Source organism: Defluviitoga sp. (genome assembly GCF_035349255.1).
In the GTDB taxonomy this organism is placed as follows: domain Bacteria; phylum Thermotogota; class Thermotogae; order Petrotogales; family Petrotogaceae; genus Defluviitoga.
The window spans coordinates 36217-62862 of sequence record NZ_DAOPSE010000003.1; the positions used below are offsets into that span (position 1 = coordinate 36217).

The 26646-nt window shown below is 31.0% G+C and carries 23 protein-coding genes; 16 read left to right on the forward strand and 7 right to left on the reverse strand.

Annotated elements, in window-relative coordinates; genetic code table 11:
* Position 1 precedes the first annotated feature (1 nt).
* Together PKN74_RS01685 and PKN74_RS01690 are read right to left on the reverse strand one after the other, a co-directional pair.
* Positions 2–1252: a glutamate-5-semialdehyde dehydrogenase gene (locus PKN74_RS01685; RefSeq protein ID WP_472307951.1), complete on the reverse strand. Its 1251-nt coding sequence runs from the start codon at positions 1250–1252 to the stop codon at positions 2–4.
* A gap of 46 nt (positions 1253–1298) precedes the next feature.
* Positions 1299–2387, reverse strand: a complete 1089-nt coding sequence (locus tag PKN74_RS01690; protein ID WP_472307953.1) for a THUMP domain-containing class I SAM-dependent RNA methyltransferase — start codon at positions 2385–2387, stop codon at positions 1299–1301.
* 307 nt (positions 2388–2694) lie between these two features.
* On the opposite strand from PKN74_RS01690, the gene PKN74_RS01695 reads away from it, so the two are divergent.
* From PKN74_RS01695 to PKN74_RS01705, 3 genes are all read left to right on the forward strand, one after another.
* Positions 2695–3411, forward strand: coding sequence for an FMN-binding protein (locus PKN74_RS01695; RefSeq protein WP_472307955.1), 717 nt, complete (start codon positions 2695–2697; stop codon positions 3409–3411).
* 141 nt (positions 3412–3552) lie between these two features.
* Positions 3553–4131 carry a flavin reductase family protein gene (locus tag PKN74_RS01700; RefSeq protein ID WP_472307957.1) on the forward strand — a complete coding sequence of 193 codons (579 nt, stop codon included), beginning with the start codon at positions 3553–3555 and terminating at the stop codon, positions 4129–4131.
* Entirely contained in the window at positions 4124–4723 is a 600-nt protein-coding gene (locus tag PKN74_RS01705; protein ID WP_472307959.1) for a hypothetical protein, read from the forward strand. Before PKN74_RS01700 ends, PKN74_RS01705 begins: the two co-directional genes overlap by 8 nt.
* 86 nt (positions 4724–4809) lie before the next feature.
* Here PKN74_RS01705 and PKN74_RS01710 read toward each other — a convergent pair whose 3' ends face one another.
* On the reverse strand, positions 4810–6537 hold the full coding sequence (locus PKN74_RS01710; RefSeq protein WP_472307961.1) for a methyl-accepting chemotaxis protein: 1728 nt from the start codon (positions 6535–6537) through the stop codon (positions 4810–4812).
* A gap of 476 nt (positions 6538–7013) precedes the next feature.
* Here PKN74_RS01710 and pheS point away from each other — a divergent pair, with 476 nt between their 5' ends.
* The 13 genes from pheS to PKN74_RS01775 all read left to right on the forward strand — a co-directional run bounded on the left by pheS (position 7014) and on the right by PKN74_RS01775 (position 21316).
* Complete coding sequence (pheS, locus tag PKN74_RS01715) at positions 7014–8045, forward strand: phenylalanine--tRNA ligase subunit alpha (protein WP_472307963.1); 1032 nt, start codon at positions 7014–7016, stop codon at positions 8043–8045.
* A 63-nt stretch (positions 8046–8108) separates the two neighbouring features.
* Positions 8109–10472: a phenylalanine--tRNA ligase subunit beta gene (gene pheT / locus PKN74_RS01720; RefSeq protein WP_472307965.1), complete on the forward strand. Its 2364-nt coding sequence runs from the start codon at positions 8109–8111 to the stop codon at positions 10470–10472.
* Positions 10473–10507: 35 nt separating this feature from the next.
* Positions 10508–11194 carry a rhomboid family intramembrane serine protease gene (locus tag PKN74_RS01725; RefSeq protein WP_472307967.1) on the forward strand — a complete coding sequence of 229 codons (687 nt, stop codon included), beginning with the start codon at positions 10508–10510 and terminating at the stop codon, positions 11192–11194.
* Positions 11195–11420: 226 nt separating this feature from the next.
* On the forward strand, positions 11421–12782 hold the full coding sequence (gene gatA, locus PKN74_RS01730) for an Asp-tRNA(Asn)/Glu-tRNA(Gln) amidotransferase subunit GatA (protein WP_472307969.1): 1362 nt from the start codon (positions 11421–11423) through the stop codon (positions 12780–12782).
* A complete protein-coding gene (gene gatB, locus PKN74_RS01735; protein WP_472307971.1) occupies positions 12775–14208 on the forward strand; it encodes an Asp-tRNA(Asn)/Glu-tRNA(Gln) amidotransferase subunit GatB in 1434 nt (477 codons plus the stop codon). The genes gatA and gatB overlap by 8 nt, the downstream gene beginning before the upstream one ends.
* Positions 14209–14220: 12 nt before the next feature.
* A complete protein-coding gene (locus PKN74_RS01740) occupies positions 14221–15012 on the forward strand; it encodes a hypothetical protein (protein WP_472307973.1) in 792 nt (263 codons plus the stop codon).
* Positions 15002–16141: a radical SAM family heme chaperone HemW gene (gene hemW, locus PKN74_RS01745; protein WP_472307975.1), complete on the forward strand. Its 1140-nt coding sequence runs from the start codon at positions 15002–15004 to the stop codon at positions 16139–16141. The genes PKN74_RS01740 and hemW overlap by 11 nt, the downstream gene beginning before the upstream one ends.
* Positions 16142–16324: 183 nt before the next feature.
* The gene (locus PKN74_RS01750) at positions 16325–16828 is read left to right on the forward strand and encodes a deoxycytidylate deaminase (protein ID WP_472307977.1); all 504 of its coding nucleotides are present in this window, start codon (positions 16325–16327) and stop codon (positions 16826–16828) included.
* Positions 16829–16857: 29 nt separating this feature from the next.
* A complete protein-coding gene (locus tag PKN74_RS01755; protein ID WP_472307979.1) occupies positions 16858–17691 on the forward strand; it encodes a 2-oxoacid:ferredoxin oxidoreductase subunit beta in 834 nt (277 codons plus the stop codon).
* Positions 17688–18299, forward strand: a complete 612-nt coding sequence (locus tag PKN74_RS01760) for a 2-oxoacid:acceptor oxidoreductase family protein (RefSeq protein ID WP_472307981.1) — start codon at positions 17688–17690, stop codon at positions 18297–18299. The genes PKN74_RS01755 and PKN74_RS01760 overlap by 4 nt, the downstream gene beginning before the upstream one ends.
* A complete protein-coding gene (locus tag PKN74_RS01765) occupies positions 18292–18762 on the forward strand; it encodes a diacylglycerol kinase (RefSeq protein WP_472307983.1) in 471 nt (156 codons plus the stop codon). The genes PKN74_RS01760 and PKN74_RS01765 overlap by 8 nt, the downstream gene beginning before the upstream one ends.
* 149 nt (positions 18763–18911) lie before the next feature.
* The gene (locus PKN74_RS01770) at positions 18912–19943 is read left to right on the forward strand and encodes a protein-glutamate methylesterase/protein-glutamine glutaminase (protein ID WP_472308043.1); all 1032 of its coding nucleotides are present in this window, start codon (positions 18912–18914) and stop codon (positions 19941–19943) included.
* Entirely contained in the window at positions 19940–21316 is a 1377-nt protein-coding gene (locus PKN74_RS01775; protein ID WP_472307985.1) for an N-acetylmuramoyl-L-alanine amidase family protein, read from the forward strand. Before PKN74_RS01770 ends, PKN74_RS01775 begins: the two co-directional genes overlap by 4 nt.
* Before the next feature lie 10 nt (positions 21317–21326).
* Here PKN74_RS01775 and PKN74_RS01780 read toward each other — a convergent pair whose 3' ends face one another.
* Genes PKN74_RS01780 through PKN74_RS01795 form a run of 4 tightly spaced genes read right to left on the reverse strand, consistent with a single transcriptional unit; the run spans position 21327 to position 26639 of the window.
* Positions 21327–21692: a holo-ACP synthase gene (locus tag PKN74_RS01780; RefSeq protein WP_472307987.1), complete on the reverse strand. Its 366-nt coding sequence runs from the start codon at positions 21690–21692 to the stop codon at positions 21327–21329.
* Positions 21685–23757, reverse strand: a complete 2073-nt coding sequence (locus PKN74_RS01785) for a cell division FtsA domain-containing protein (RefSeq protein WP_472307989.1) — start codon at positions 23755–23757, stop codon at positions 21685–21687. Before PKN74_RS01785 ends, PKN74_RS01780 begins: the two co-directional genes overlap by 8 nt.
* 51 nt (positions 23758–23808) lie before the next feature.
* Positions 23809–26160 carry an endonuclease MutS2 gene (locus PKN74_RS01790; RefSeq protein WP_472308045.1) on the reverse strand — a complete coding sequence of 784 codons (2352 nt, stop codon included), beginning with the start codon at positions 26158–26160 and terminating at the stop codon, positions 23809–23811.
* Complete coding sequence (locus tag PKN74_RS01795; RefSeq protein ID WP_472307991.1) at positions 26136–26639, reverse strand: hypothetical protein; 504 nt, start codon at positions 26637–26639, stop codon at positions 26136–26138. The genes PKN74_RS01790 and PKN74_RS01795 overlap by 25 nt, the downstream gene beginning before the upstream one ends.
* Between the last annotated feature and the right edge of the window lie 7 nt (positions 26640–26646).

Sequence of the window (26646 nt, forward strand, 5' to 3'; positions counted from 1 at the left end):
TTTATCTAACCTGCCCATTACCTAAAATTATGTATTTATATGTAGTAAGATCTTCTACACCAACAGGGCCTCTAACATGTAATTTTTGGGTACTAATACCTATCTCTGCTCCAAAGCCAAATTCTTCTCCATCAGTGAATCTAGTGGAAGCGTTCACATACACTGCGGCGGAATCAATTTCGTTTAAAAATTTTATGATAGTGGGATAATCTTCAGTTATTATTGCATCAGAATGTTTTGAACCATAAGTATTTATATGTTGAATTGCATTTTCAATATCTTTGACAATTTTTATAGCAAGAATGTAATCTAAATATTCTGTTGTCCAATCATCATTCGATGCCGGTTTTATTTGAGGTAAAATTTCTAAGGTTTTTTCACAGCCTCTTAATTCAACTTCATTCTTTAAAATTTCGTATAACTTTTCAAGAAATTCTTCGGCTACACTATTATGTACAAGGATAGTTTCTACTGCATTACAAACTGAAGGTCTGCTTACCTTAGCGTTTTCTACTATTTTTAGAGCCTTATTAATATCAGCATATTTATCCACATATATATGACAGTTACCTGCTCCAGTTTGTATTACAGGTATTCTAGAATTTTCTATAATATAATTAATTAGAGAAGGTCCTCCACGAGGAATTAATACATCTACATATTGATATAATTTTATTAATTCATCAACAACTTTTCTATCAGTTACATCAAAAAATTGGACGATTTCTTTTGAAAATCCTGCTTTTTCAATTGCTGAATGTATAACATTCACTAAGGCTTTGTTTGAATTAATAGCTTCAGATCCTCCTCTTAACACTATTGTATTGCCAGACTTTATACAAAGAGCAGCCGCATCAACTGTAACGTTTGGACGAGCCTCATAGATTATGGCAATTACACCTAGCGGGACTACCATTTTACCTATCATTAAACCATTTGGTCTCTTCCACATTTTTACAATGTTACCTAAGGTACTAGACAAATTTGCTACCTTTTCAACACTTTTTGAAATACTAAACACTCGTTCCTCATTCAATTTAAGCCTATCAAGTAATGCTTTAGAAATTCCTTTCTCTTTGGCTGAGGATACGTCTTTTTGGTTTTCTAATAAAATATAATTACTGTTATTTCTTAATTCACTTGCTATTTTATTCAAAATATCTTTTCTACATGAATCAGAAATTAAAGAAAATTCCCCGGAAATTTCTTTAGCTTTTTTAGTTTTTTCAACTACATAATCTTCCAAATTCATGTTGCCCCTCCCTTAACTTAGTTTTTCAAATATTTAGGCTTAAAACTTATTCATAAAACATATAGAACCAAACCCAAATGCCACTGTTTTGAAATCTGAATTTTTTGTTCGCTTTCCTACCAAAATAATCTTCAAATTTAGATTCAGGAGTAATAAAATAAAACTTTCCGTTTGGAAAAGCCCTTAATAGGTACCTCATTTTTTGGTAAGTATCAGCTATATTGTCTTTTTCTTTTATGCCATACGGCAAGTTTGAAACAAAATAAATTATATCATTTGATGGACTGAGCGATTCCATAACTTTTTTTTCAAGATGTATATTAACTCCGGCTAAAGCTGCATTTTCTTTTGCGATAGATATAGCGTTGTAACTTTTGTCGTAGCCATAAATTTTGTAATCTATTTCTTTTTGTTCCCTAGATGGATAAAAATTTTGCTTCAAATCTTTAAACATTTCCCATTTTTCACATATATACTCTCTCTTTAATGTCTTGCCACTAGCCAATAATGCAGCTTCAATGGGAATTGTTCCTGAACCACAAAAAGGATCTATTAATATCTTAGAAGCATCCCATCTGGAAAGAAGGATCATGCTAGCTGCAATCGTTTCTCGAAGTGATGTAGGTACATGTTTAATTCGATAACCTCTTTTAGCAAGTGATCCCTTATGTACTGTATCAAGAGCGATTGTTGCTAGATTATCCTTTAAATATACACAAATGGGATAAACTATCTCATTTTCTTCCCAAATTTTACATTTATAGCTATTTTTTAGTTTTTCATAAATTGATTTTTTAATTATTGAAGCTACTGCTCCAGTTGCAGATAAAATAGAGTTTGTTATCTTAACTTTTTCAATAACTACTTTACCTCTTTTCTCTATATAATCTTTCCAATTAAGATTGTAAACCTTATCAAAAAGATCATCAAAATTGGTAACTTCGAATTCTCCTACTTTTATCAATATCCTGTCAACCGTTCTAAAACTATTTAATATAAGCGGAACATCTTCAAGAGGGGCTAAAAATTTTACTTTGCCCGACACCGAGTCGATTATTTTATATCCGTAAGCTTTTATTTCAAAAGAAGGTGCTGCTTCCAACCCTGATGTACATAACGCTATTAACTCAACCATTTTATGCTCCTTATCTATTGCATTTCATGTTTTTTAAGCCTGTTAGTTACTATTTATTATATCATTTTATTTGAACTTTTATAGATCTCTCTATTTTACTAATTTTATAAAATTAACTAATAATACAATAAAATTTTATAAATGTACATATCTTATATACACTAGAAAAGCAAAAGTTCTTGACTCCTCTTCAAAGTTTTGATAAAATTATTGTAGGATAAAGATTAGAAAAGAAGTTTAAAAAGTGATATAAATAATTCAATTTTTATTGTTAAATAATGCACAAATAAAAGGAGGTCGAGAGTGAATGAACAAAAAAAGAGTACTAGCATTAGTTTTAATCGTTGTTTTAACGGTATCAATGAGTTTTGCCGCTCTCTTTGGAAAATCGAATAATTCGTGGAAAGACGGGACATATGTTGGTTATTCGGATCCAAGTGATAGAACTTACACAAAAGCTGTTGTAACTATTGAAAAAGGAAAAATTGTTGATGTCAAGCTGGAAGAAATTATCAACACAACTGGATTAGCGAAAGATGAATCTTATCCATGGCAACCATGGCATGAGGCAATGGAAGAACTACCAAAAAGATTTATTAAGGCAAACGGTACTAACATAGATACTTATACGGGTGCAACACATTCTTCTGAAATGGCTATTCAAGCTGTTGAAAGAGCTTTAAAAAGGGCAGAAGGATTTGATGGTGTAATAGATGGAACCTATGTAGGGCATTCACAAGTTTCTGAAAGAAACGACAGGGCTAATGCGATAATTGTTGTAAAAGATGGTAAGATAGTTGATGTAATACTAAATGAATATAGGGACATTTATAACACCGGAGAACCTAAAACAGAAGATACTTATCCATGGGAACCTTTCCATGAAGCAAAAGTAGTTATCGCACAAAGAATTTTAGAAAAGGGAACAATTCCAGTTGACACATATACTGGTGCTACAGGCAGTTCAAATATGTGGATGGAAGCAGTTAAGGATGCAATGATAAAAGCTGGATTCAAATTTTAATTTTTTAATTTGTTTAGATAAATTAATTCATATGGAGAACAAAAGGGCTTAAAGCCCTTTTGTTTTTTGCTTAGTTTTTCAGTATTCTCATAAAGCAAAAAACCAAATCAATGTGGTATAATTCTAACGGGAGGTATCATTATGGATTATTGCAATAGATTTAGTGAAAATGTAGCATTACCTGTCTGCTTAATAACCGTTAAGAGTGTTTCGCGCGTTAATTCGATGACCGTAGCATGGTCAACTCCTTTATCTTCAAATCCACCCTTATTTGGATTTTCTATCCGGAAAAATAGATATACTTACCAATTGATCTTAAAAGAAGAAGAGTTTACAGTATCTTTTTTGTCTCTAGAAAAAAGTGATTTAGCAGTGAAATTAGGCAGAATTTCAGGTAGAGAGGGCGATAAGGTATCAGCTATTTCATTGAAATTAAAGGATTCAGAGATAGTTCAAAGTCCCTATGTTGAAGAAGCATACTTTTCAATGGAGTGTAAACTAGAAAATATCTTTGAAACAGGGGATCATGATTTTGTTGTAGGAAAAGTTTTAGCCGTTCATCCCTCTAAAAATATTTTAAAAGAATCACAACCAGCTATATATCTTGGAAATGATACTTTTACAACTATCGATCTATCTCAAGTTAAAAAATTTGAAACTAAAGAAATAGTTGCTAGTATTAGAAATTCTCTAAGCAATAGAGGTGTACAAAATGATTAAAGAAACTCCTTCTGAAGGTTTTATTTTAGACATAGTAGAACCTTTAATATCTTTCCCATCAGTAAGATTAGAAAAAGGTCAAGCAGTCGGAATCTACACTAGTGAACCGAAGTTGATGACAAAATATTTTTTCAAACTAATCTGTGAACCAGAAAAATATGCAAAAAAAGTAACAATAAATGGATTAATCGCAAATGGAACAAACTGGATAGGTAGGTCGTTTACTCATATGGTTGTACCTGAAATTTGGAATGATACCATCTGTAACATCTTGAAAAAGAAACCTAAAAGGCGTCATTTAATATTTATAGGAGCTGCAAAAGATGAAATAGTATCTGAGGAATTAGATAATGTTGCATTCTTTGTTGAAGATTATAAAAAAGAAGGAAGTGTTTTTGTAATAACTGATTCAAAAGAGCTGTTAGAAAAGACCGTCGACAAAGTTCTCAACGAAAAAGGCATTGAGATAGATTTAAACAAATCAGAACTATACAAAGTTATTAGTGAAAAAGAATCAGTTTCTGAATTCAGCAATATAAATCATAATGTTAAAAATTTGAATCTTGGAAATAACTTTATAAATTTGGAGTGAAACTTTAACAACGTTGAAATTATAAAGAACTAAGGGTAGGATAAAAAACTTATCGTTCTCCTACTATTCATGTGTTTGATAAAACTTTACAACTTAAAATATTTTATTTGCTCTACCAAATCTTCTGCTATAATTCTTAACTCTTCACTTAAATTGTTAACGTTTTGACTCATATCTGCCTGTTGTTTGATTGCTTGTGTCATTTCTTCAATCTGTTGAGCTATGTTCATTATAGAAACAGTGGCTGTGTTCATTGCACTATTCATTTCTTGGGCTGCAGCATTCTGTTCCTGTGCACTTGCTACTAAACTTTCAATCATTGAATTAATACTTTCTATTTCTTTTAATATATTCGAAAACCTTTCTTTTACTAAAATGGAACGTTCACTAGCCTCATCCACTACTTTTACTGTATCATCTGTAGCAGAATTTGCTTGTAGAGCACCATCTTGTATCTGATCTAACATTAATCCTATTTTATCGGTGGCTTTTTTGCTTTCTTCTGCTAGCTTTCTTATCTCATCTGCAACCACCGCAAAACCTTTTCCTGCATCTCCAGCTCGAGCCGCTTCTATAGCTGCATTTAAAGCCAAGAGGTTTGTTTGTTCTGTTATAGAATTTATTGCTTCAATTATTTCCCCTATATTTCTAGCTTTTTGAGATAGGCTCTTTACAGCTTGTTGAGTAATACTAGCTTTTTCTTTAGTTTGAAGAATAATTTCAACTATAGACTTTACAGCTTCTTCGCCTTCCTTAGCCGCATTATCAACTATTTCAGCCCTTTGAGCCAAATCCATAGCTGATTTAGATACATTCTGAGCACTTCCAGATACCTCTTCTACTCCAGCTGTTACCTCCTGTATAGACGAAGAAGCATTCTGAGCAGATCTGTTAATTTCTTCCATCTGAGAAGAAAATTCTTCTGTTGTTGAGCTGAGTTCTTGAGAAGTACCTGCTAAATTTTGAGATAAATTATGTATTTGATCAGATTTTCCTGATATATCAGAAACTAAACGAGCTAAATCATTTTGCATCTTCTCTAAAGCAGTCTTTAAAGCCACAAATTCTTTTGCTTTAAATGTTACGTTAGTTTTGAAATTTAAATCACCTTCAGAGGTTTTTGAAACGATTTCTGAGATATGACCGAAAGGTTTAATAAGTACATCTTTTATTAAAAAATAAGATAGAATAATAGTGGCTATCGAAATTATAAGGGCAAAAATTAGAAATCGTCTGAAAAAAAATGCATCGTTTTGGGAAATTAAATTATTAAATTCTTCCATTGATATACCAACAAAAAGAACACCTATCAAATTACTGTTTTCATCTAATAGCGGTTCATAGACTGTTATATAATTATTATTAAGTATTTTTGCTTCACCCAAGTATCTTTGTTTTTGAATTATATAATTATAGGCAGCACTATCTTTTCCAAGGAAAGTTCCAACTGCCCTTGTTCCATCTTTATTTTTTATCGATGTTGATATACGAACAAAATCGTTACCCTGAATTTGAAATATGGTTGCTACAATGTTCATATGATTACTAATCTTATCGACAGCCTCATATCTTTCTTTTACAGGAATACCATCTTTGTCAACTAAAACACCATTTATCAACTTTAATTCTCCATAACTTTGATTGATATACTCTTTAAAAACATTAATTGCTCCCTCAAGCTGTTTTGAATATGTCAAATCAAGCAATTCTGATGTAGAACTTTTATTAACATTAATCGAAACAAACAGTAGAGAGAAAGTGAGCAAAACTACTATCAAGATCTCAATAAGAGTGGTATAGGTAGATAGTTTCATTTAATGATTCCTCCTCTGAATGAAATTAATATACTTTAAAAACCTAATAATATCTTGTCAATGTTTAAGGTGTTATCAAAATACAATAATGATCAGACATACTAATATTAAAAAAGTATGGTTCAAATTTGAAAATTAACAACCTATTAATACCAACTAAAAAAAATAAAAGGCTCTGCTATACTGAACATTAATCTTATCTAAATAATTGAAAATAAAAGTATAGCTTCGAGCCACAACTTTTATCTTGAATTTTATAAAATTACAAATTTCTTTTAATAAATTATCGTCTTTTTATTATAAATCTTGATTTTTTGAATTTGCAGTATTATATCATTTTTTAGTAAAAAATTGATATAATCGTTATGTATACTATGATAACATTTTTGTGATAACATTTCAAAGATATAAAGCTTATAATTGAAAAGAAGATTAATTTTAATATAATATAGAATCAAAAACATAGGAGGAATTAAATGAATCATACTATAAAAGACTTTGAAGAAATCACTAAAGATTTGAAAAATGAATTAGAAAAAATAACTGATTATCAGAGCTATCAAAATCTTAAATCAAAATATTTAGGTAAAAATGGAATGATCAAATCTTTAATGAAAAATTTAAAAAATCTTAATGAAGAACAAAAAAAACAATATGGGAAAAAAATAAACGAATTGAAAAATATAATTGAAGAAATATTTGAAGAAAAACTGAATGAATTAAAAGAAAAAGAAAAGATTTTGAAAGAGAAAGAAAGTTGGATTGACGTAACAATTCCAGGCTCTCCAAGAAAAATTGGAAAACCTAGCTTGATAAGTAAAACTATAAGGGAAATTGAAGAAATTTTTATTGGTATGGGATTTTCTGTTGCTGAAGGACCTGAAATAGAAAATTCTTGGTATAATTTTGATGCCCTCAATACACCCGAATGGCATCCTGCAAGAGAAATGCAGGATACATTTTATTTATCTAACGATAAAAAATATCTATTAAGGACTCACACTTCTCCAGTTCAAATAAGAACTATGTTATCAAATAAACCTCCCTTGGCAATAATATCCCCAGGCAGAGTGTATAGAAAAGATGAACTTGACGCAACCCATTCTCCGGTATTTCATCAAGTTGAAGGGTTATTTGTTGATAAAAATGTTTCAGTTGCACATATTAAGATGTATCTTGAATATTTAGCTAAAAAACTTTTTGGTGACAAGGTCGCTATTCTTCTGAGGCCAAGCTATTTTCCTTTCACTGAACCCAGCTTTGAGGTAGACATAAGTTGCATTTTTTGTGAAGGAAAAGGCTGTAATATTTGCAAAAATTCTGGATGGATTGAAATATTAGGGGCCGGATTGGTTCATCCTAATGTCTTCAAAAGCGTAAATTATGATCCAGACATTTGGGAAGGTTTTGCGTTTGGTATGGGCATAGAAAGAGTCGCCTTATTAAAATATAATGTCCCTGAAATGAGGGAATTCTATAAAAACGACATAAGATTCATCGAATTTTAGCGCTTCCTTAAGGAAGAATAACTCTAGATTAAATCTTATAAAAATTAATTTTGGAGGCAAACAATGAAAATATCATTAGAATGGTTAAATGAATATATAACAATAAATAAAGAGATTCATGAATTAGTAAGAGAACTTAAATTACACACTACAGATGTCGAAACTTATGAAAAAGTTAGAGATAAACTTTCAAATATAATGGTGGGTCAAATTAAAAAAATAGAGGATCATCCCGAAATCGAGAATCTTCTAATATGTAAAGTTGATATTGGGAAAGAAGATATAATTTTAGTAACCGCTGATCTGACTGTAAAGATTGGGGATAAAGTTCCTGTAGCGATTCCAGGAGCTGTTTTAAACGATGGAACTAAAATTGAAGAAAAAGCTTTTAAAGGTGTAGTTTCTCAAGGAATGATGTGTTCTCTAAAGGAATTAGGTATATCAGAAGAGGCAGAAAAAATATATAGAATAATAGACGATGTTGAAGTAGGAACAGACTTCATTGATTACTTCAAGTTGGCAGACGAAATAATTGATTTGGAAATTCTACCAAATAGGCCCGATCTGCTCTCCTATATAGGAATTGCTAAAGAATTACAAGCAATAGATTGTGGAAAAGATTTCGGTATGTTTGATTACACTGAAATTAAAAAAGGACATGGTTTTCCGGTTGAGATAAAATACGATAAATGTAAAAGATATATGGCAGCTACGATAACAAATATAAAAGTTGGACCCTCTCCTTTATGGCTTATTAAAAGGCTGGGAAGTGCAGGTATTAGAAGTATTAATAATGTTGTTGATATTACTAATTATGTAATGCTAGAAACTGGTCATCCTATACATGCCTTTGATTTAGATCTTATTGATAACAAAATAATTATAAGAAAAGCGCTTCCAGGAGAAAAGGTATTTCTATTAGATGGTAAAGAATACACTATGATGGGAGAAGAAACACTTATAACAGACGGCAAAAACATACTGGCTCTTGGAGGTATTATGGGGGGAGAACTGAGTGGCATAAATGAAAATACTACATCAATACTTTTAGAGGTAGCATACTTTGATCCGATTAATATTAGGCTTTCCTCTAGTTACCACAAGATAGTGTCTGACTCTTCCTATAGATTTGAACGTGGAGTTGACCCTAACGATACAGAAATAGTTATGGGTAGATTGATAAAATTACTTACCGAATTAGCTGGGGGAGAAGTATCTACTTTCATTACAGACGTTTATCCTGAAATAATTGCCGAACAAAAAATATTACTAAGAAAGAACTATTTAGATAGAAGATTAGGAATAAGTATTGAAAAAGATGTCGTTTCTCAGATTTTTAACAAATTAAATTTTAAATTTAACCCACTATCAGAAGGATGGGAGATTTTAGTTCCAACAAACAGACCTGATATAACACAGGAGATAGATTTGGTTGAAGAAGTGGGAAGAATTTATGGTTATTCAAATATTCCTTCAAGTTTCCCCTTTACAAAAGGATTAATAGGAACCAGAGGAGAATTTGTTACTTTTAAAGAAAGAGTTGGGGACATAATGCTCTCCAACGGCTATCATGAGGCAAAAACATTCCCGCTTAACAGCGCAAGGAGAATGTGGATGGACGAAAGCCTTGATTTAAAAATTATAAATCCTCTCTCCTCAGAATATGAATATATCTCTTCAAAACTTATTTACGGAGTTTTGGATTCCGCATCTTACAATTTCAGAAATCAAAAAAAGGATATAAAGCTCTTTGAAATAGATAAAGTTTTTAAGAAAGACGACACAAGTCCTACCGGAGCTAAAGAATTTACAAATTTAGCTTTTGTAGCCATTGGAAGAGAAAATGACGAAGACTTCACTGACAAAAGGCTTGTCTCTTTCTACACGGTGAAGGGTGCATTAGAAAACGTCGCTGATGAATTTAACCTAAAACTAGATTACACAAGAAGTTCTTTAAAAGGTTTAATGAGATCTCAAAGCGCAGATGTGCATCTAAATGATAACAAAATAGGATACATTGGTTTATTAGATCCTCAGATTGCTGAAGATCTTTATGAAATAAAAGACCCAGTTTATATTTGTGAGATTAACTTAGACTTTTTATATGAAAATAAAAAAGAAATTAAAAAAATTGTGAGAAGATTTGACTTTCCTGCAATAAGGAGAGAATATGCATTTTTAGTTCCTTTGAATATTGAATTTAAAGAAATTAGTCAGATCATTGAAAATGCAGGAGAAATAATTGAAGAATACAAAATTTTTGATGTTTATAAAGGTAAAAACATAGCACCAGATTACATAAGTATAACTGTATCCATCGTATATCGATCTCAAATTAAAACTTTGACAGACGAAGAAGTAAATAAGGTAGAACGAAAAATGTTAGAACAATTAGGGAAGAAAAAAATAACACTTCGTGAAAAATAAATTCAAAAAATAAACCATACGAAAGGAAGAAAAAAATGAGACGCAGAAGCATTACAAGTTTTTTAATAATGATCAATGTAATAATATTTGTTTTGATGTTTTTGTTTGGTGGACTTAAAGCATTTTCTAGCCCTAGGATATATATACTTTTTGGAGCCCAAATAGGTAATTTGATTTCAATGGGAGAATGGTTCAGACTCATCACTTCTATGTTTGTGCATGGTGGGCTGTTTCATATATTTTTCAATATGATAGCTTTATTTTATGTAGGAAACCTTGTTGAAAGAACGTATGGTCCAGCACGATTTATAACAATATATCTTTTGTCAGGAGTTTTTGGAAATATCTTAACTCATTTGTTTATACCATATGCTATATCAGTGGGAGCTTCAGGTGCAATCTTTGGCTTAATAGGTTTACTATTTGGTGCTGGGTTTAGACGTGACACACCTGTAATACTCAAACCTATAACTGGAACCGCTCTTCTTCCTATTATCTTGATAAATATCATTTGGGGATTTTTACCAGGAGCGAATATAAACAACTTTGCACACTTGGGTGGATTAGCAGTAGGTTTCACGTTCGGTTGGCTCACTCCCATAAGACTTACAAAGACCAGTTATCAAGTTTGGAAGATTCTATCTTATATTGCGTATGGCTTGATCCTTATTAGCTTTGTTATGTTAATAATTTTTGATTTTCGTTATTACATTTTCATCTAATGAAAGATCTTGTGATTTGGAAAGATAAAGTTTGAAATTAAAAAGTATTGCAGGGAGTGCCTAAAACCTTTACAAGACTTAATTAATTAAAAGTGATGAGAATATTACCTATTTAATTATCTAAGTGTAGCGATACTTAACAAAATCACACTTTCTATAATAAAAGTTAAATCAGGGTTCTAAGTTTTTAAGTACTTAAGCAACTATTAAAAATGAGGTGAGTTTTTTGACCATTGAAGAAACAATAGGGAGAAATATAATAGAAGAAAGTATCCAAAAAATTATAGAAATGGACAAAATTATTAATTCTGTTTTAAGAATTGAAAAGGTTGTAGGAAACAAGAATGGTAAATATTTTGGTATACCATTCTTAGTTAAAGATAATATATTAGTTAAAGGAACAAAAACTACTAATGCATCTAAAATTTTAGAAAACTATATTTCTCCATACACTGCCACTGCAGTTCAAAAACTTTTAGAAGCAGGGTTTTCTTTAATTGGGAAAACAAACATGGATGAGTTCGCAATGGGAAATACCAATGAAAATTCATACTTTGGTCCTGTAAGAAATCCTAAAGATCTTAGCAGAGTATCTGGAGGAAGCAGTGGAGGATCTGCTGCAGCGGTTGGTGCAGGATATGTTCCTTTTTCATTAGGTACGGATACCGGTGGCTCTGTTAGACTACCCGCTTCTTTTTGTGGGGTTGTTGGCTTTAAACCATCCTATGGCATGATTTCACGATACGGAGTTACTTCTTTTGCTTCATCTTTAGATCAGATAGGAATTTTATCTAATTCAGTAAAAGACGTCAGTTTAGTTGTTGAAATCATAAAAGGAAAAGATAAAAACGATCCAACCACTCTTAGTCATACTGTTGATCTTACAAGCAATTTGGAAAGAGATTTATCAGATATTAAAATTTGCATTCCAAAAATAGTCTATGACACAGATCTCAACATATCTATTAAAAATAGTTTCAACGAGGCCGTTGATTTTCTAAAGGCGAAAGGTTCAAAAGTTGAAGTTATTGATATTCCGGAATTAGAATATTCTGTAGCTGTTTATTATATTATAGCTCCTTCAGAAGCTTCTTCAAATCTTGCTAGATTTGATGGTGTTAGATACGGTTTTAGAAATGCCTCGTTAGGTTTGAATGATATGTATAGAACCACAAGGGAAATCGGCTTTGGAATTGAAGTAAAAAGACGAATCATTATGGGTACTTTTAATTTATCTGCTGATTATTATAGTAAGTACTATTCCAAAGCTTTAAAAGTTAGGCGCATTATAAGTGATAAATTGTATAATATTCTGGATGAATATGATGTAATGATGACACCAACATCACCGTCAATTCCTCCTTATATGGGCGAAAAATTCAACCCACTTGAATATTATCTTATGGACACATTTACTATACCAGCTAACTTGGCAGGGCTTCCTGCTATAAATATTCCTTTTGGTTTAATCGAAGGACTTCCTTTTGGTATTCAATTCATTGGAAGGCAAATGAAGGATGAAGAACTTCTAGCTATTGCAAATACATTTCACGAAAGTGCCAAAAAGGAGTTTGAAAAAAATGTATAAAACGATAATTGGACTTGAAATACACACTCAATTATTAACTAAAACAAAAGCTTTTTGTTCTTGTAGTACGGATCATTTTAATTCCATTCCAAACCAAAATATATGTCCGATTTGTACTGGTCATCCTGGAACTTTACCCGCATTAAACGAAGAAGCTGTAAAACTCGCGGTTAAAGCTGGATTAATCTTTAATGGGACAATAAATAAATTTTCTAGATTTGATAGAAAAAATTATTTTTATCCGGATTTAGCTAAAAATTACCAAATTACCCAACATTTTTTCCCGATTGTTAGTAACGGATACATAACTATAGAAGGGAAAAAAATTAGAATTAAAAGAATGCATTTAGAGGAAGATACTGCAAAGATGTTTCACGAAGGAGATCAAATATCCACCGCCCAAGAAAGTTTCCTTGATTTTAATAGGTCCGGTATTCCTTTGCTAGAAATAGTTACAGAACCTGATATAGAATCTCCAAGTGAAGCTAGGATGTTTATGGAAAAATTAAGAAACTTGTTGAGATATGCAGAAATTTCAACTGGAGATATGGAAAAAGGGGCACTTAGATGTGATGCAAACATTTCGATAGTAAATTTAGAAAACAATCAAACGAGCAAAAGAGTCGAAATAAAGAATATAAATTCATTTAAGTTTGTAGAAAAAGCTCTCGAGTTTGAGCAAGAAAGATTGATAAAAAATTTAGAAGCTAATATCAAGATGATACAAGAAACAAGAGGGTGGGATTCTACTCGAAAAGAAACGTTTCCTATGAGAACTAAAGAAGACGATGTAGATTACAGATATTTCCCAGAACCTGATTTGCCTCCATTGATATTAACCGATGAATTTATAGATCATATACGTTCTACAATCACAGAGATGCCAGAAGAAAAAGCTAAAAGGTTCATGATTCAATACGATCTACCTCAATATGATGCTGAAATACTAACTTCTGACAAGGAATTAGCAGATTTTTTTGAAAAATGTGTGAAACACGCAAAAGATGCCAAATTTGTGAGCAATTTAATCATGACCGATCTGTTACGAGAATTGAAAGAAAATGATGACGAAATAGAAAACCTTAAGATAAAGCCAGAGTTTTTTGGAGAATTAAAAGAATTAATGGACTCAAATAAAATTTCCTCTAAAATATTAAAAGATATATTCCCTGAAATTTATAAAACGGGAAAAAGTCCAAAGGATATAGTAAAAGAAAAAGGGCTAGAGCAGATAGACGACGAATCTGAATTAAGAAAAATAATTGAAGAAATAATAAAAGAAAATCCTGAAGAGGTTGAAAAATACAAAAATGGCAAGAAAAAATTGCTGGGTTTCTTTGTTGGTGAAGTAATGAAAAAAACAAAAGGAAAAGCCAATCCCCAGAAAACTAATGAAATACTCCTAGAATTATTGGAAAAAGAGTAGGAGGAATCGAATTTGAAAAAAATTGTATTTTGTTTTGCTTTAACAATAATTTCGATAATTTCTTTTACTTTTGTTAATTATACTCCTATAAAACCTAATTTAGACACTAGTGGTTTAAACTTAGCTTTTTTTTCGTCTGAGTTTGAAGGAATAGGGATTGAATTACGATATTATAATTACACAACTCTTTACACAGAAAGTGTGATCTTGAATAGAACTATAAAATTAAAAACAGGCGAAAGTTTGTTTAAAGCTTATATAGATCTTCCAGTATATAATGAAAACTTTGGTGTAGGTTATGAATATATGCTAGAAAAAAGTTATTTTGGTGTTCTTTCTTTAAAGAATTTTCAACGACTAGAAAGTAAAAAATTGTCACATAACTTTTACAATATAACTTTAGGAAAATTTAATATACCTTCCTATTCAATAGGAAATATTTTGTTTCTAAAAGGTAATGATTTCAATTTCTTAAAAGTTGATTCTTTGTTATACAGACCATTTAAAATACCGTTTTCTGTAGGTTATTCTCGTGGGTTTTACCTTTCGTTGCCATTGATACATTTTGATAGTTATTATGTTGATTCTGTAGACATGGGATTTTCTATTATTAAAAAAAATATATATCCCCAAATAGCTGTGTCTGTTCCTCTTAATATACTTAAACAAAATTTACATGTTGGTTCTAGATTTGCTTTTGGTGAAGAGGTATTTTATGAATTTTATCTTTTTAACGAGAATGTCCGTTTCCCATTTTTTTTACTTTTAAATAATGAAGGAGGAGCTATTTTTCTTGAACTGTAAAGAATTAGGGATCTATGTCCATTTCCCTTTCTGTAAAAAAAGGTGCCTATACTGTGATTATACATCTTTCACAGATTTAAATCTAATAGAAGTTTATCTGAACGCACTTAAAAAAGAAATTATTTTAAAAAGCAAAAAACTAAAGAATAGAAAAGTTAAAACTATTTACTTCGGTGGGGGTACCCCTTCCATAATTAAAACAAACTTGATTGAAAACATTTTTCTAACTTTAAAAAATAATTTTGATATTAATTCTTTAGAGGAATTCACTATAGAGGTAAATCCGGATAGTATTAACAAAGAAAAGCTTAGTTTCTATAAGGATATAGGAATAAATCGAATTTCAATTGGATTTCAAAGTACATCAAATAATATATTGAAGACTGTTGGAAGAATTCATAATTATGACGAAGGAATTCACGCTTTTAAACTCACAAAAAAATATTTTGATAATATTAATGTAGATTTTATTCTTGGGTTGCCAGGTGAAACTACAAGCACCATCAGAGAAAATTTGCATTTTATACAAAACTCACAACCATCTCATGTTTCTTATTATTTATTTGATGCTTCTCATAAAACTCCTTTAAAATCCTTGCTTGATAATGGAAAAATGGTTCTTCCGGATGATGATTTTTTAGCGGATCAACTAGATTTGATTTATGATTTCTTAGATAATCTTAATTATAAACATTATGAAATCTCGAGTTGGGCCTTGTTAAACAAAGAATCCAAGCATAACAAGTTGTATTGGAACAATCTAGATTATTTGGGGCTTGGAGTATCTGCTGGAGGACATATTGATCATTTTAGATATGTTAATACCTCTTCTCTGAATAAGTATATAAAACTTATTGATCAAGGAATATTTCCTTATGAATACAAAAATAAAAACGATCAATTTCAGGAATTATTAGAAACACTTTTTATGGGTTTAAGACTCTTCAAAGGAATTAGCTATGATTCATTGGTTGATAGATTCGGGAAAAAATTAACAGATGAAGTAGTGCAAAGTTTAAAGATCAATCTAAAAAGTTACCTGTGTATAGATGATTGTATAAAATTATCAAAAAAAGGTTTGGATTATTCTAGGTATGTTTTTGAAAAAATGTTAGATATACATCTCTGAAGTTTCTAATTTAAGGTAGCTAAATAGTATCAGTCTTTGCTTTTTTTAAAATCAAAATTAGTAAAAAAAACTATTTAATAAAATTTTTAAACTTAAGTCATAAAAATAAAAACAATAAAGTACGAATATTGTAATTCTCGAATATCAAAGCTTTTAAAAAAGCATTAAGGAGGGGGAAAGCTTTTGGAAAAAAAAGAAGAAGTTGATCTATATCTAAAAAATAAAAAGATCTCAAAACAGGACTCAAAAAGTAGAAGTGATTGGGACGACTACTTTATGGATGTTGCTTTATTAGTAAGCAAAAGGTCTACCTGCTCTCATAGGAAAGTAGGAGCAATAATTGTAAAAGACAAAAGAATACTTGCGACAGGATATAATCAACCTCCTTCGGGATTTCCACATTGCGATGAAATTGGGTGTATAAGAGATGACCTAAATATTAAAAGCGGAGAATATCAAGAGATATGCTATGGACTCCATGCTGAACAAAATGCTTTAATGCAAGCAGCTAAATTTGGTATTAGAACTGAAAATTCTAGCATGTATGTAACTCATCAGCCTTGTTCTATATGTGCAAGATTGATTATAAACGCAGGAATAAAAAAGGTCTATTTTAGAGAAAGTTATCCTGATTCACTGGCCAATCTTTTTTTCGAAACATGTGGAATTGAAACAAAAGTGATTTAATTTTAATTAAATTAAAGAGGTGAATTAAAATGCCTTTAGATAAGTATTTTCAATATTTAAGGCAAGATAGGATGACACATATTTGGTGTCCTGGCTGTGGAAATGGCATTATTATGAAAAGCTTTTTAGAGGCGGCGAACAATCTCAATTTGGATAAAAATAAAGTCGCCGTAGTTTCTGGAATTGGTTGTTCTTCAAGAATTACAGGTTATCTTGATTTTAATACTCTACATACCTTACATGGTCGAGCTATCCCTTTTGCTACAGGGGTTAAACTTGCTAAACCTGATTTTGATGTAATTGTAATGGGAGGTGATGGTGACTTATTAGCAATTGGAGGTAATCATTTTTTACATGCCTGTAGAAGAAATATGGATTTAACTGTTATTATTTTCAACAATAATATTTATGGTATGACTGGGGGGCAATATTCTCCCACTACCCCAACTCACGGATGGGCTACAACAGCTCCTTATGGAAATCTCGAGGAACCTTTAGATCCAGTAAATTTAGCTATAACAGCAGGCGCAACCTATGTAGCTAGGTCCACCGTTTTCCATTACATGTTAACTACAAAATATATTGAAAATGCTCTTAAACATAAGGGAATGTCTGTCGTAGAAGTTATAACCAATTGTCATACATACTTTGGAAGATATAACAAAATGTCAAAGCCCACTCAAATGCTCCAATATTTCAAAGAAAATTCTGTGACTATAAGCAGGGCCGAAAAGATGGATAAAAATGAATTAGAAAATAAAATTATCATCGGCGAATTTATTAATATTGAAAAAGAAAGCTACAACGAAAAATATGATAATTTGAAAAAAGAACTGTCATTAGGGGAGGTGTCAAAAAGATGAGTCTTTCCTTTTCAATACCAATAGCAACTAGAATGGTTGGAGAAGCTGGACAGGGAATCATCTTAATGGGTTCTATTCTCGCAAAAGCTTTGGTTAAGGAAGGATATTGGGTAGCTCAATCTCAACATTATGGAGCACAAGTTCGTGGAGGCATCTCCTATTGCGACACATTATTTGATATAGAACCTATTGATTATCCTCTTGCTGATAGTTTTGACATCTTGTATTTAATGCATGGTATTGGTTCTAATCATATAGAGAAACTTAAAAGAAATAGTATTTTATTCTATGATGAAAAATTTGTTGAAAAACTTCCCCCATATATTACAAGGATAACAAGAAAAATTATAAAAGTCCCTGCATCCAAAATTGCTTTAGAAGAATTATCAAATATAAATGTTGCAAATATGATAAGTTTGGGAGTATTATGTTCTGTTACTCAGCTTGTTTCTGAAGATATATTAATTGAAACTGTAAGAGAAAACGTTGCTACAAACTATCGAGATATAGACGAAAAAGCAGTAAGAATTGGATATTCATTGATAGAAAAAAGGTATCCTCTTAAATTTTATGAAAAAATTGAGAGGTTAGGAAGAGGTTATGAATAACAACGATAAAAACAAAACATCGCATAAGCAAAGTTCTTTAAGACAAAGTTTTTCCTATGCTTTTAAAGGATTAATAACTGTATATAAAACAGAAAGAAATTTTCGAATACAGAGTTTGATAGGCTTAGTTGTTTTAATAATCGCTTTTTTTTGTGACCTCTCTACAGCGGAGTTTGTCTTCCTGATATTTGTAGTAATGTTTGTTTTAGTTATGGAATTGCTAAATACGGTTGTTGAAAAGTTACTCGATTTTATCAATCCTTCTTATAATTCAAAAATAAAAAAAATAAAAGATATTTCAGCTGCAACTGTACTAATAACCTCAATTTTTGCAGTAATAATTGGCATAATAATATTTGGTCGAGCGCTGTTCGATTTACCTCCTAAATATGGTATAATAATAGCGATAATTTTTCTTTTAATATTAAACGTAATAGGTATTTTACACAAAAATAAAAATTGATCGGACAATAAAAATGATTTTTTAGAAGAAAAAGGATAAATTTTAAATTTATGCCAGTTACCCTGTAGTATTTTTGCTATTTTGTTTCAAAAAGGAGGAAACTTCCTTTGGATCCAATAAAAGTCCTTATTGTAGATGATTCTGCATTTATGAGAATGGTATTGAAAGATATAATTGACCAACAACCCGACATGAAAGTTGTTGGTTTTGCAAAAGACGGAGAGGAAGCGATAGAAAAAATTCTCTCTTTAAAGCCAGATGTTGTAACTCTGGATATAGAAATGCCTAAAAAAAATGGTTTAGAAGTTTTAACAGAAGTCATGAAAAAATCTCCTACAAGAATAATCATGGTAAGCAGTTTAACTTCTAAAGAAGCCGATATCACTATTGAATGCCTTGAAAAAGGTGCATTCGATTTTATACAGAAACCTGCGGGTAGTACCTCTTGGACTTTCAGAGACGTTCAAGATGAACTTTTAAATAAAATTAGAGAAAGTATGAAGGTTCCTGTTGATAAACTCACTACTGTTCAATTCATCCCTAGAAGGAAAACAAAAAGAAGATTAAACTTTGATATAGTTGGCCAAAAAATTGTTTTAATTGCAAGTTCAACTGGTGGCCCTAGATCTTTAGACGTTATAATACCTCAACTACCTGAGAATTTAAACGCTCCAGTCATCATTATCCAACATATGCCACCAGGCTTCACAAAATCTCTAGCTGATAGGTTAGACAAAATATCTAATTTAAGAGTAAAGGAAGCAGAGGATGGTGAAATTCTTCAAAAGAATATTGTTTATATAGCTCCTGGAGATTTTCATCTTGGTTTAAAAAATGACGAATACAAGGTCAGAATATTTCTTGATAAAAGCGAAAAAATAAATAATGTAAGACCAGCTGCTGACTTTACTTTTGACTTAGCTGCAGAAATATATAAAGAAAATAGCATCGCTGTAATTTTAACTGGAATGGGACGAGACGGTTCAAAAGGCGCTTTTAAAATAAAGCATTATGGTGGCAAGGTAATTTCAGAAGCTAAAGAAACTTGCGTAGTGTATGGGATGCCAAAAGTAGTAGCAGAAGAAGGATATGCAGATTATATACTTCCTAATTATAAAATTCCTGAAAAAATTGTCGAGTTGCTATCTAATTCAAATGGGTCAAGAGGGCGAAAGGTATGAATTCTTTAAATCGAAATTTTAAAAAGTTTTTTCTTATCGGTTTTGTTCTTTTTTGTTTTTCATCTATTTTTTCAAAGAATGTATTCTTTCAGTGGAGAGAACTAGATGCGAGCTCTTATTTTGAGGAAAACGGAAGTACTTACATTGATCTGGAAGTTATTGCAAAACATGCAAATAGATCAATAGAAGTATTTAATTCTACTCTAATTTACATCAGAGGAGAAAAATGGAACGTATTTATCTTTCCACAAAATAGTTTAGCTATTTTAAACAGTAGTGAGTCCTTAAGTTTTTACCCAAACGATTTAAAAATTAAAAATGGAAAAATATTTTTAACTTCAGAATTAATGGCTAAAGTAATGAATTTAGAATTAATTTCTAACGATATGTCAATATATTTAAATATTCCTTTAGCTCGAGTTACTTCTATTACAACAATTATCCAAAAAACTGACGCGAGAATTATAATTGAACTTTCATCAACTCCTGAGGAAATAGGAGTTTATCCTTTAGTTAACAGATCTGGATATCTTTTGAAAATAAGAGGTGCAGAAGTAGCTGATTCCTATATTTATGAAGAATATAAAAACAAAATTAGCTTTATTAAAGCTTATCATTATTCTCCAACAGAAGTGTGGATACAGATAAAGTTAAATAATACTGCAGAGTTAAACGAGATTTTTGAAGATAACAGAATAATACTTGATTTAACTTTTGAAGAAAATATAAGTTTACCAGTTTTAGTATTAGACCCTGGTCATGGAGGTATAGATTCAGGAGCTGTTGGACCAACGAAGTTGTTCGAAAAAGATATCACTTTGGCAGTTGCAAAAAAGGTACAAGAATTGTTGAACCCATATAGTATAAATGTTTATCTCACTAGAACCAGTGACGTTTATGTTGACTTACATGATAGAGCTATGTTTTCAAACGAAAAAGGTGCTGATTTATTCATTAGTCTACATATGAATGATTATCCTTCAGATAAAACAGTTTCTGGATCGGAAGTCTACTATTTTGATTTTTCTGAAAATGCTTACGCCCGAAGAATAGCTTATCGTGAAAATTTAGATATGAACGTTGATAAAAATATAATTCAAACTTGGGTTAGTGATAAAGGAAATAGTCTAAAGCAAAGTGAAAATTTTGCAAAAATCTTAGGCAGTTATATCAATGGAAACGGTATAAGGTTTAGAGGAGTTTATAAGGATGAGTTTGCTGTTTTAGCCTATACTAGATGTCCAGCTGTTTTGTTTGAAATGGAGTTTATAAGCAATCCTGAGGTGGAGAAAAAGTTTTCATCGGAACAGTACATTAATACTTTCGCAGAAATAATAAAGAACGCTGTTATAGAATATTTCAATTTAAAATAACCTAATAAATTCATTTATCAACCTTGTCAATTACGATAGCAGCTGCCACTGCATAATCTCTCTCGTGGGAGAGCGTTATATATATTTCGCCGTCTCCGCCAAATTTACTAAATATATACTTTAATGAAGATTCCTCTACATATGGGTCACCATTCTTCCCATTTAAAATCGTGATTTCTGAATAAGGTATAAATCTCTTAAAACATTTTGTTATCGCTTCTTTGGCAGCAAATCTACCTGCTGCATATTCTCTTTTCCTTTTGGTGCCTTTAAACCCTTCATATATTTCCTTTTCTTTAGCAGAGAGTATTTTTTTTATATGGTCTTCATTTATTCTATCTATTTTAATTATATCGATCCCAATTCCCCTAATCATTGATTATCAACCTCACGTTAACGCCAGGAGTTATCTGTTGGAGAAAGCTTTCAACTCTTTGATCATCTATATAAATTTCGTAAGATTTGATCTCTTCTAAATTAAAAGAGAATCTAGACAAAACATCAATTAACTTGGCATCCTTTCTTACTTTTCTAACTGTGTAATTTGATCCATTTTTTATCTCTTGATTTACATCCACTAAGTTTCCATTACAAGTAACTATTATTTCTTCTCTTTCTAGTAACACTTCTTCATCATTTAAGTAAACTTTCATTTTTTCTGTTTCTATGTCTAAAAAATCTTTGATCTTAGGAAGCTCCATAATTTGAGTCTTTAAAAGATCCCCTTCTTGAATTCTATAGCTGTTATCCAAAATTTCGTCGTTTTTCGTAATAGCTGTTCCGACCACTATTTCATAAGGCAGATTGTTTATTGTAAAATAAAAAACTTCGTTATAATCTCTAAAAACTTGTTCGAGAGTAGGAGATTGTGTTTGTATTTCATCCCCATCGTGTATCAGTTCTTCTAAGTTTTCGACCTTAACACCATTTTTTATTATTATTGGGTACACACTTTTAGGAACTCCATTTAAATAAAATTCTATAGGTCTTACTACTTCTTTAACTCTCAAAATTATAGGTTCGGCTTCTTGTGGCTCTTCAATTTCTATAACGTCCCCTGGATTTACTGCAGAATGTAAGTCTGCAGGTTCTCCGTTTTTGAATATTCTTGCTTTTTTACCAAAATTTCCACGCTTTATTTGAAGTTTTCCATTTAATTCAAAGGCTATAGCAAGAGAGGGAGTACTTACCAATCTATCTAAAGAATATCCTGCTTGAAGCAATACTTGGAGAATTGTTATATCCTTTCCTATCATGAGCATATCAACCTTTTGATTATTCACTTTTACTTCAGTAAATACACTACCTTGTCTTTTTAATGCAACATTCACAATACCTAGCGGAGTTATATATTCACTATCTTCCAATTTTTCATTCTCAAAAAAAATATTGTCTACATTCTTTAAGGTTTTTAGGGAAACTCTATTACTTGGTATACCTAACTTCTCTGCTAGTTTCGTTGTTAATAAAGGTACCTTTCCTCCACCGCCAACTATCATAACCGCGATTGGAGGTTTTCCATTAAGGTTTATAATTTCCTTAGCAATTTTTTCAGAAATATCTTCTATAACCGGAGTTATCAACCGAATTATTTCTTCTTTAGAAATAGTTTGTAGGTTATCTAAAATATCATAGTAAGATATAATTTCTTTTACACTAAGTTGTTTTTTTATATATTCCGCAGTTTTGAAGTCTACCAAAAGACTTTCAGAGATCGCATCACTTATTTCATCACCAGCCTTTGGAACCATCCCGTAAGCAGTTATTATACCCTTATCAGAAATAGCTATGTCACTAGTTCCAGCACCTATATCAATCATAGCAATGTTTAGATTTCTCAAATCTTCTGGTACAACCAAACTTGTAGCTGCTATTGGTTCCAGAGTTATATGAATGGGTTTAAGGTTAACTCTGTCAAGTACAGATAACATTGCTTCAACAACGCTACTTGGAAGAAAAGCGGCCAAAACTTTAACCTTTACCAGATTACCTTTTTGCCCTTCAAGGTGTTTTATCCATTGGTTATCTAAGCTATAATAAAGTACAGAATAACCTACACAATACATATTTTGAGGATATTGTAATTTTTCTGCTGCTGTTTTGACTGCCTCTACTTCCATCTTGTTTATTAACTCTTTATTCAAGTAACCATACTCGGAAACATTTAGTGAACAAGCTCCTGTCGAAGAGATAAGAAATCTTCCCGCAATCGCTATGGCAACTTCGTTTAATTTTTTCCCGCTCTTTTCTTCCAAAGCTTTCTTTACTTTTTCTACTCCTTTTGCTACTCTTGCAACATCATGAATTTGACCATCTATCATTGCTCGGTTTTCATGTTCTACTTCATGGGAATGATGAACAACTATCTTTTCGTTAATTTCATCATAAGAAGCTAAAATTCCTACTATAGTTCTAGTCCCAATGTCAAGGCCAAAAACCATTTTAACACCCTCCTACCCGTACATCTTAAACAGGACAAGTATCGATTCCTATCATAATTCTATCACCGTTACCCCTGTCCCGCCTTCTTCAGTTTTCGCTATCTTAAAATCTTTTACAATGGAAGAATTTCTTAAGTATTCCCAAACCCCTAGAGCTAATTTTCCTGACCCTTTTCCATGAATTATTCTTCCCTCTGTGATACCAGCTGCAATTAGCTCGTCGATAAATCTTTTTATTTCTGGAATAGCTTCATTCACAGTTAATCCCCTAATATCCAATTCAGGATTAACTAGTTCTTTTTTTTCAATCTTCACTTGAACATTTGTTTTTATAGTTTCTTCATTCTCCTTACCTAAAAGCTCAATATCTTTGGGGCTATAAGTTATTTGAATAGGAGAATCTTTAAGTTGTACCGTTACCTTTGAACCTTCAATTTTTTTTATTTCGCCCACTAAATTCCCAGGGACTTTAACAACCATACCTACATTCAAATGTAAATTAGACATATTGTTTTTCGATTTTTCATAAACTAGTTGTTTCCCAACACTGTCTAATTGTAAAGTTAATTTTTCAATTTGCTGAAGTTTGACTTGCATTGCTTCTAAATCATTTCCTTCAACAGCAATTTTTATTTCCGATATGATTTTTTGAACTTCATTTTTTATCTTTTTAAGTTCTTCTTTTATTTTCCAAATCTCTCTATCTATATCCTCTAGTTCTTTTTTTCTTAATTTTTCTACTTTTTCATCATATTCTTTTTTGAGCTTTAAAGCTTTTTCTTCTGCTTGTTTTTGTATAACCAAACTTTCCTCGTACTCTTTATGCATTAAGGTCAATTGTCTTAAAATTTTTTCATTTTGTGCATATCCTTTATCTAAATTATTATACGCCTCTTGAATTACTTGAGAATTTATTCCCAATCTATGAGCAATTTCTATTGCATGTGAAGCACCTGGTACTCCCACTAATAATTTATAAGTGGGTTGAAGAGTTTCACTATCAAAAGACATGGAAGCAGAAAGAAGTCTTGCTTCCTCTAAGGAATAAACTTTTATTTCAGAAAGATGAGAAGTTGCAAAGATTAATGGCCCTTTATCAAGAAGATACTTTAATATTGCTTTACTTAAAGCGGCCCCTTCTATAGGATCTGTACCAGTTCCTAACTCATCAATTAATACTAAAGAATTTTCATTTGCCTCATCCAAGATTTTTTTTATGTTAACTAGATGAGCTGAAAAGGTACTAAGATTTTCAGCGATATTCTGCTGATCACCTATATCTGTATATATATTATTTATATAAGGAATCTCAGCGGTTATAGACAATACCGGTAATGCCGCATGAGACATAAAGAAAGCAACTCCAATTGATTTCAAAGTAACTGTTTTTCCTCCTGTATTGGGACCAGTTATTATCATTCCGTTTCTGTTGAGTTCAACATCTATGGGCACTACCTTTTCTTTATCTATTAATGGATGACGAAGTTCTTTCAATTTTACGTTTCGGGAAGTTCTGTTTGGAAGAACAAATATAGCATTATTTGCTTTAGCATATTTAACTTTTGCAATATTTGAATCTATATATGAAATTATAGCTACATCTTGTTTAAGTTTATTGATATTTCTTTGAAGCTCAAAAGTTAGTAAAGAGATAATCCTGTTGATTTCGAGTCTTTCATCACTTACCAAATCAATATATCTTTCATTTAACTCTATCAAACTTTCTGGTTCTATAAAAATTGTTGAGCCTGAATCTGATTTTCCTACAGATATTCCTTTAATTTGATTTCTGTTTTCTGATTTAACTGCAACACAAATTCTATCGTTTCTTTCTATAGGTTGATCTATAGAAAGATATTTATAATACCTGTTTTTTATCCGGTTAAATTCGATGTTGATTTGATTTTTAACTATAGATATACCTTTCCTAATATTTTTCAATTCAACTGTAGCTTCATCTTTAATATTCCCATCTTGAGCAAAAACCTTTAATAATTTCTCACGGATTTCATTTAATGGATCAAAATATCTTATCTTTTCAGCTAATAATTCATCTACTTTAGAATAATACTGATAAATTTTATTGGAAAATTCTAAAAATTCACCTATATTACGAAACTCTATTCCTTCCAAACTTTCTTGTTTTTCGACCTTTTCCAAAATATTAGATATATAATTAATTCCATATAATTCTTTGACTTTACCCTCCATTACCAAATCTAAGAATAGGTTAGAAATTTTTATTTCTTTTTCTAGGTCCTCAAAATTATAGTAAAATTCTGTATTATATAACAAGAAATCTTTTCCATATTTTGTATTTGAATATGTGGATATTATTTTTATAATATCATTTATTTCTAAATCTTTCCGAGCTTTTTCTAAAATTGAAAACTCACCCCTAATGTAATAGGTAAATAATTTACAGTAAAACTGCCCAGATAATACCTTGTTTCGTAGCCTACAGTGAAATAATAATTCTTAAATCCTAAACCTCCGTTAACTGCTATTTCTGTGTTAAAATTTTTGAAAAGATCTTCAGTATGTACTCCACCATAAGCAGAAATTACGAAAAAAAGATCTTGTATAATATCCGCACAGTACTTCATATGAAGCCCCAGTGAAATACCTGTACTTTCATGCACTCGCCCCTGATCAAAAAGTTTATAATTGTAAAATAATCCAAAATATGGGCCATAATTTATCATTTTATTATCTTCGGTAGGAATGAGAAAACTCATTCTGACCCCAAAGTAATCAACTTTTTCTTCATCTTTACTTAAAGTATACGAATAAGAAGGGGTTAAAGAAAATTCAAAAGCATATACTGAAATTCCAGTCAAAACCAAGAACATTAAAAATGGTATAAGCATTTTTTTAAACAATTTATTT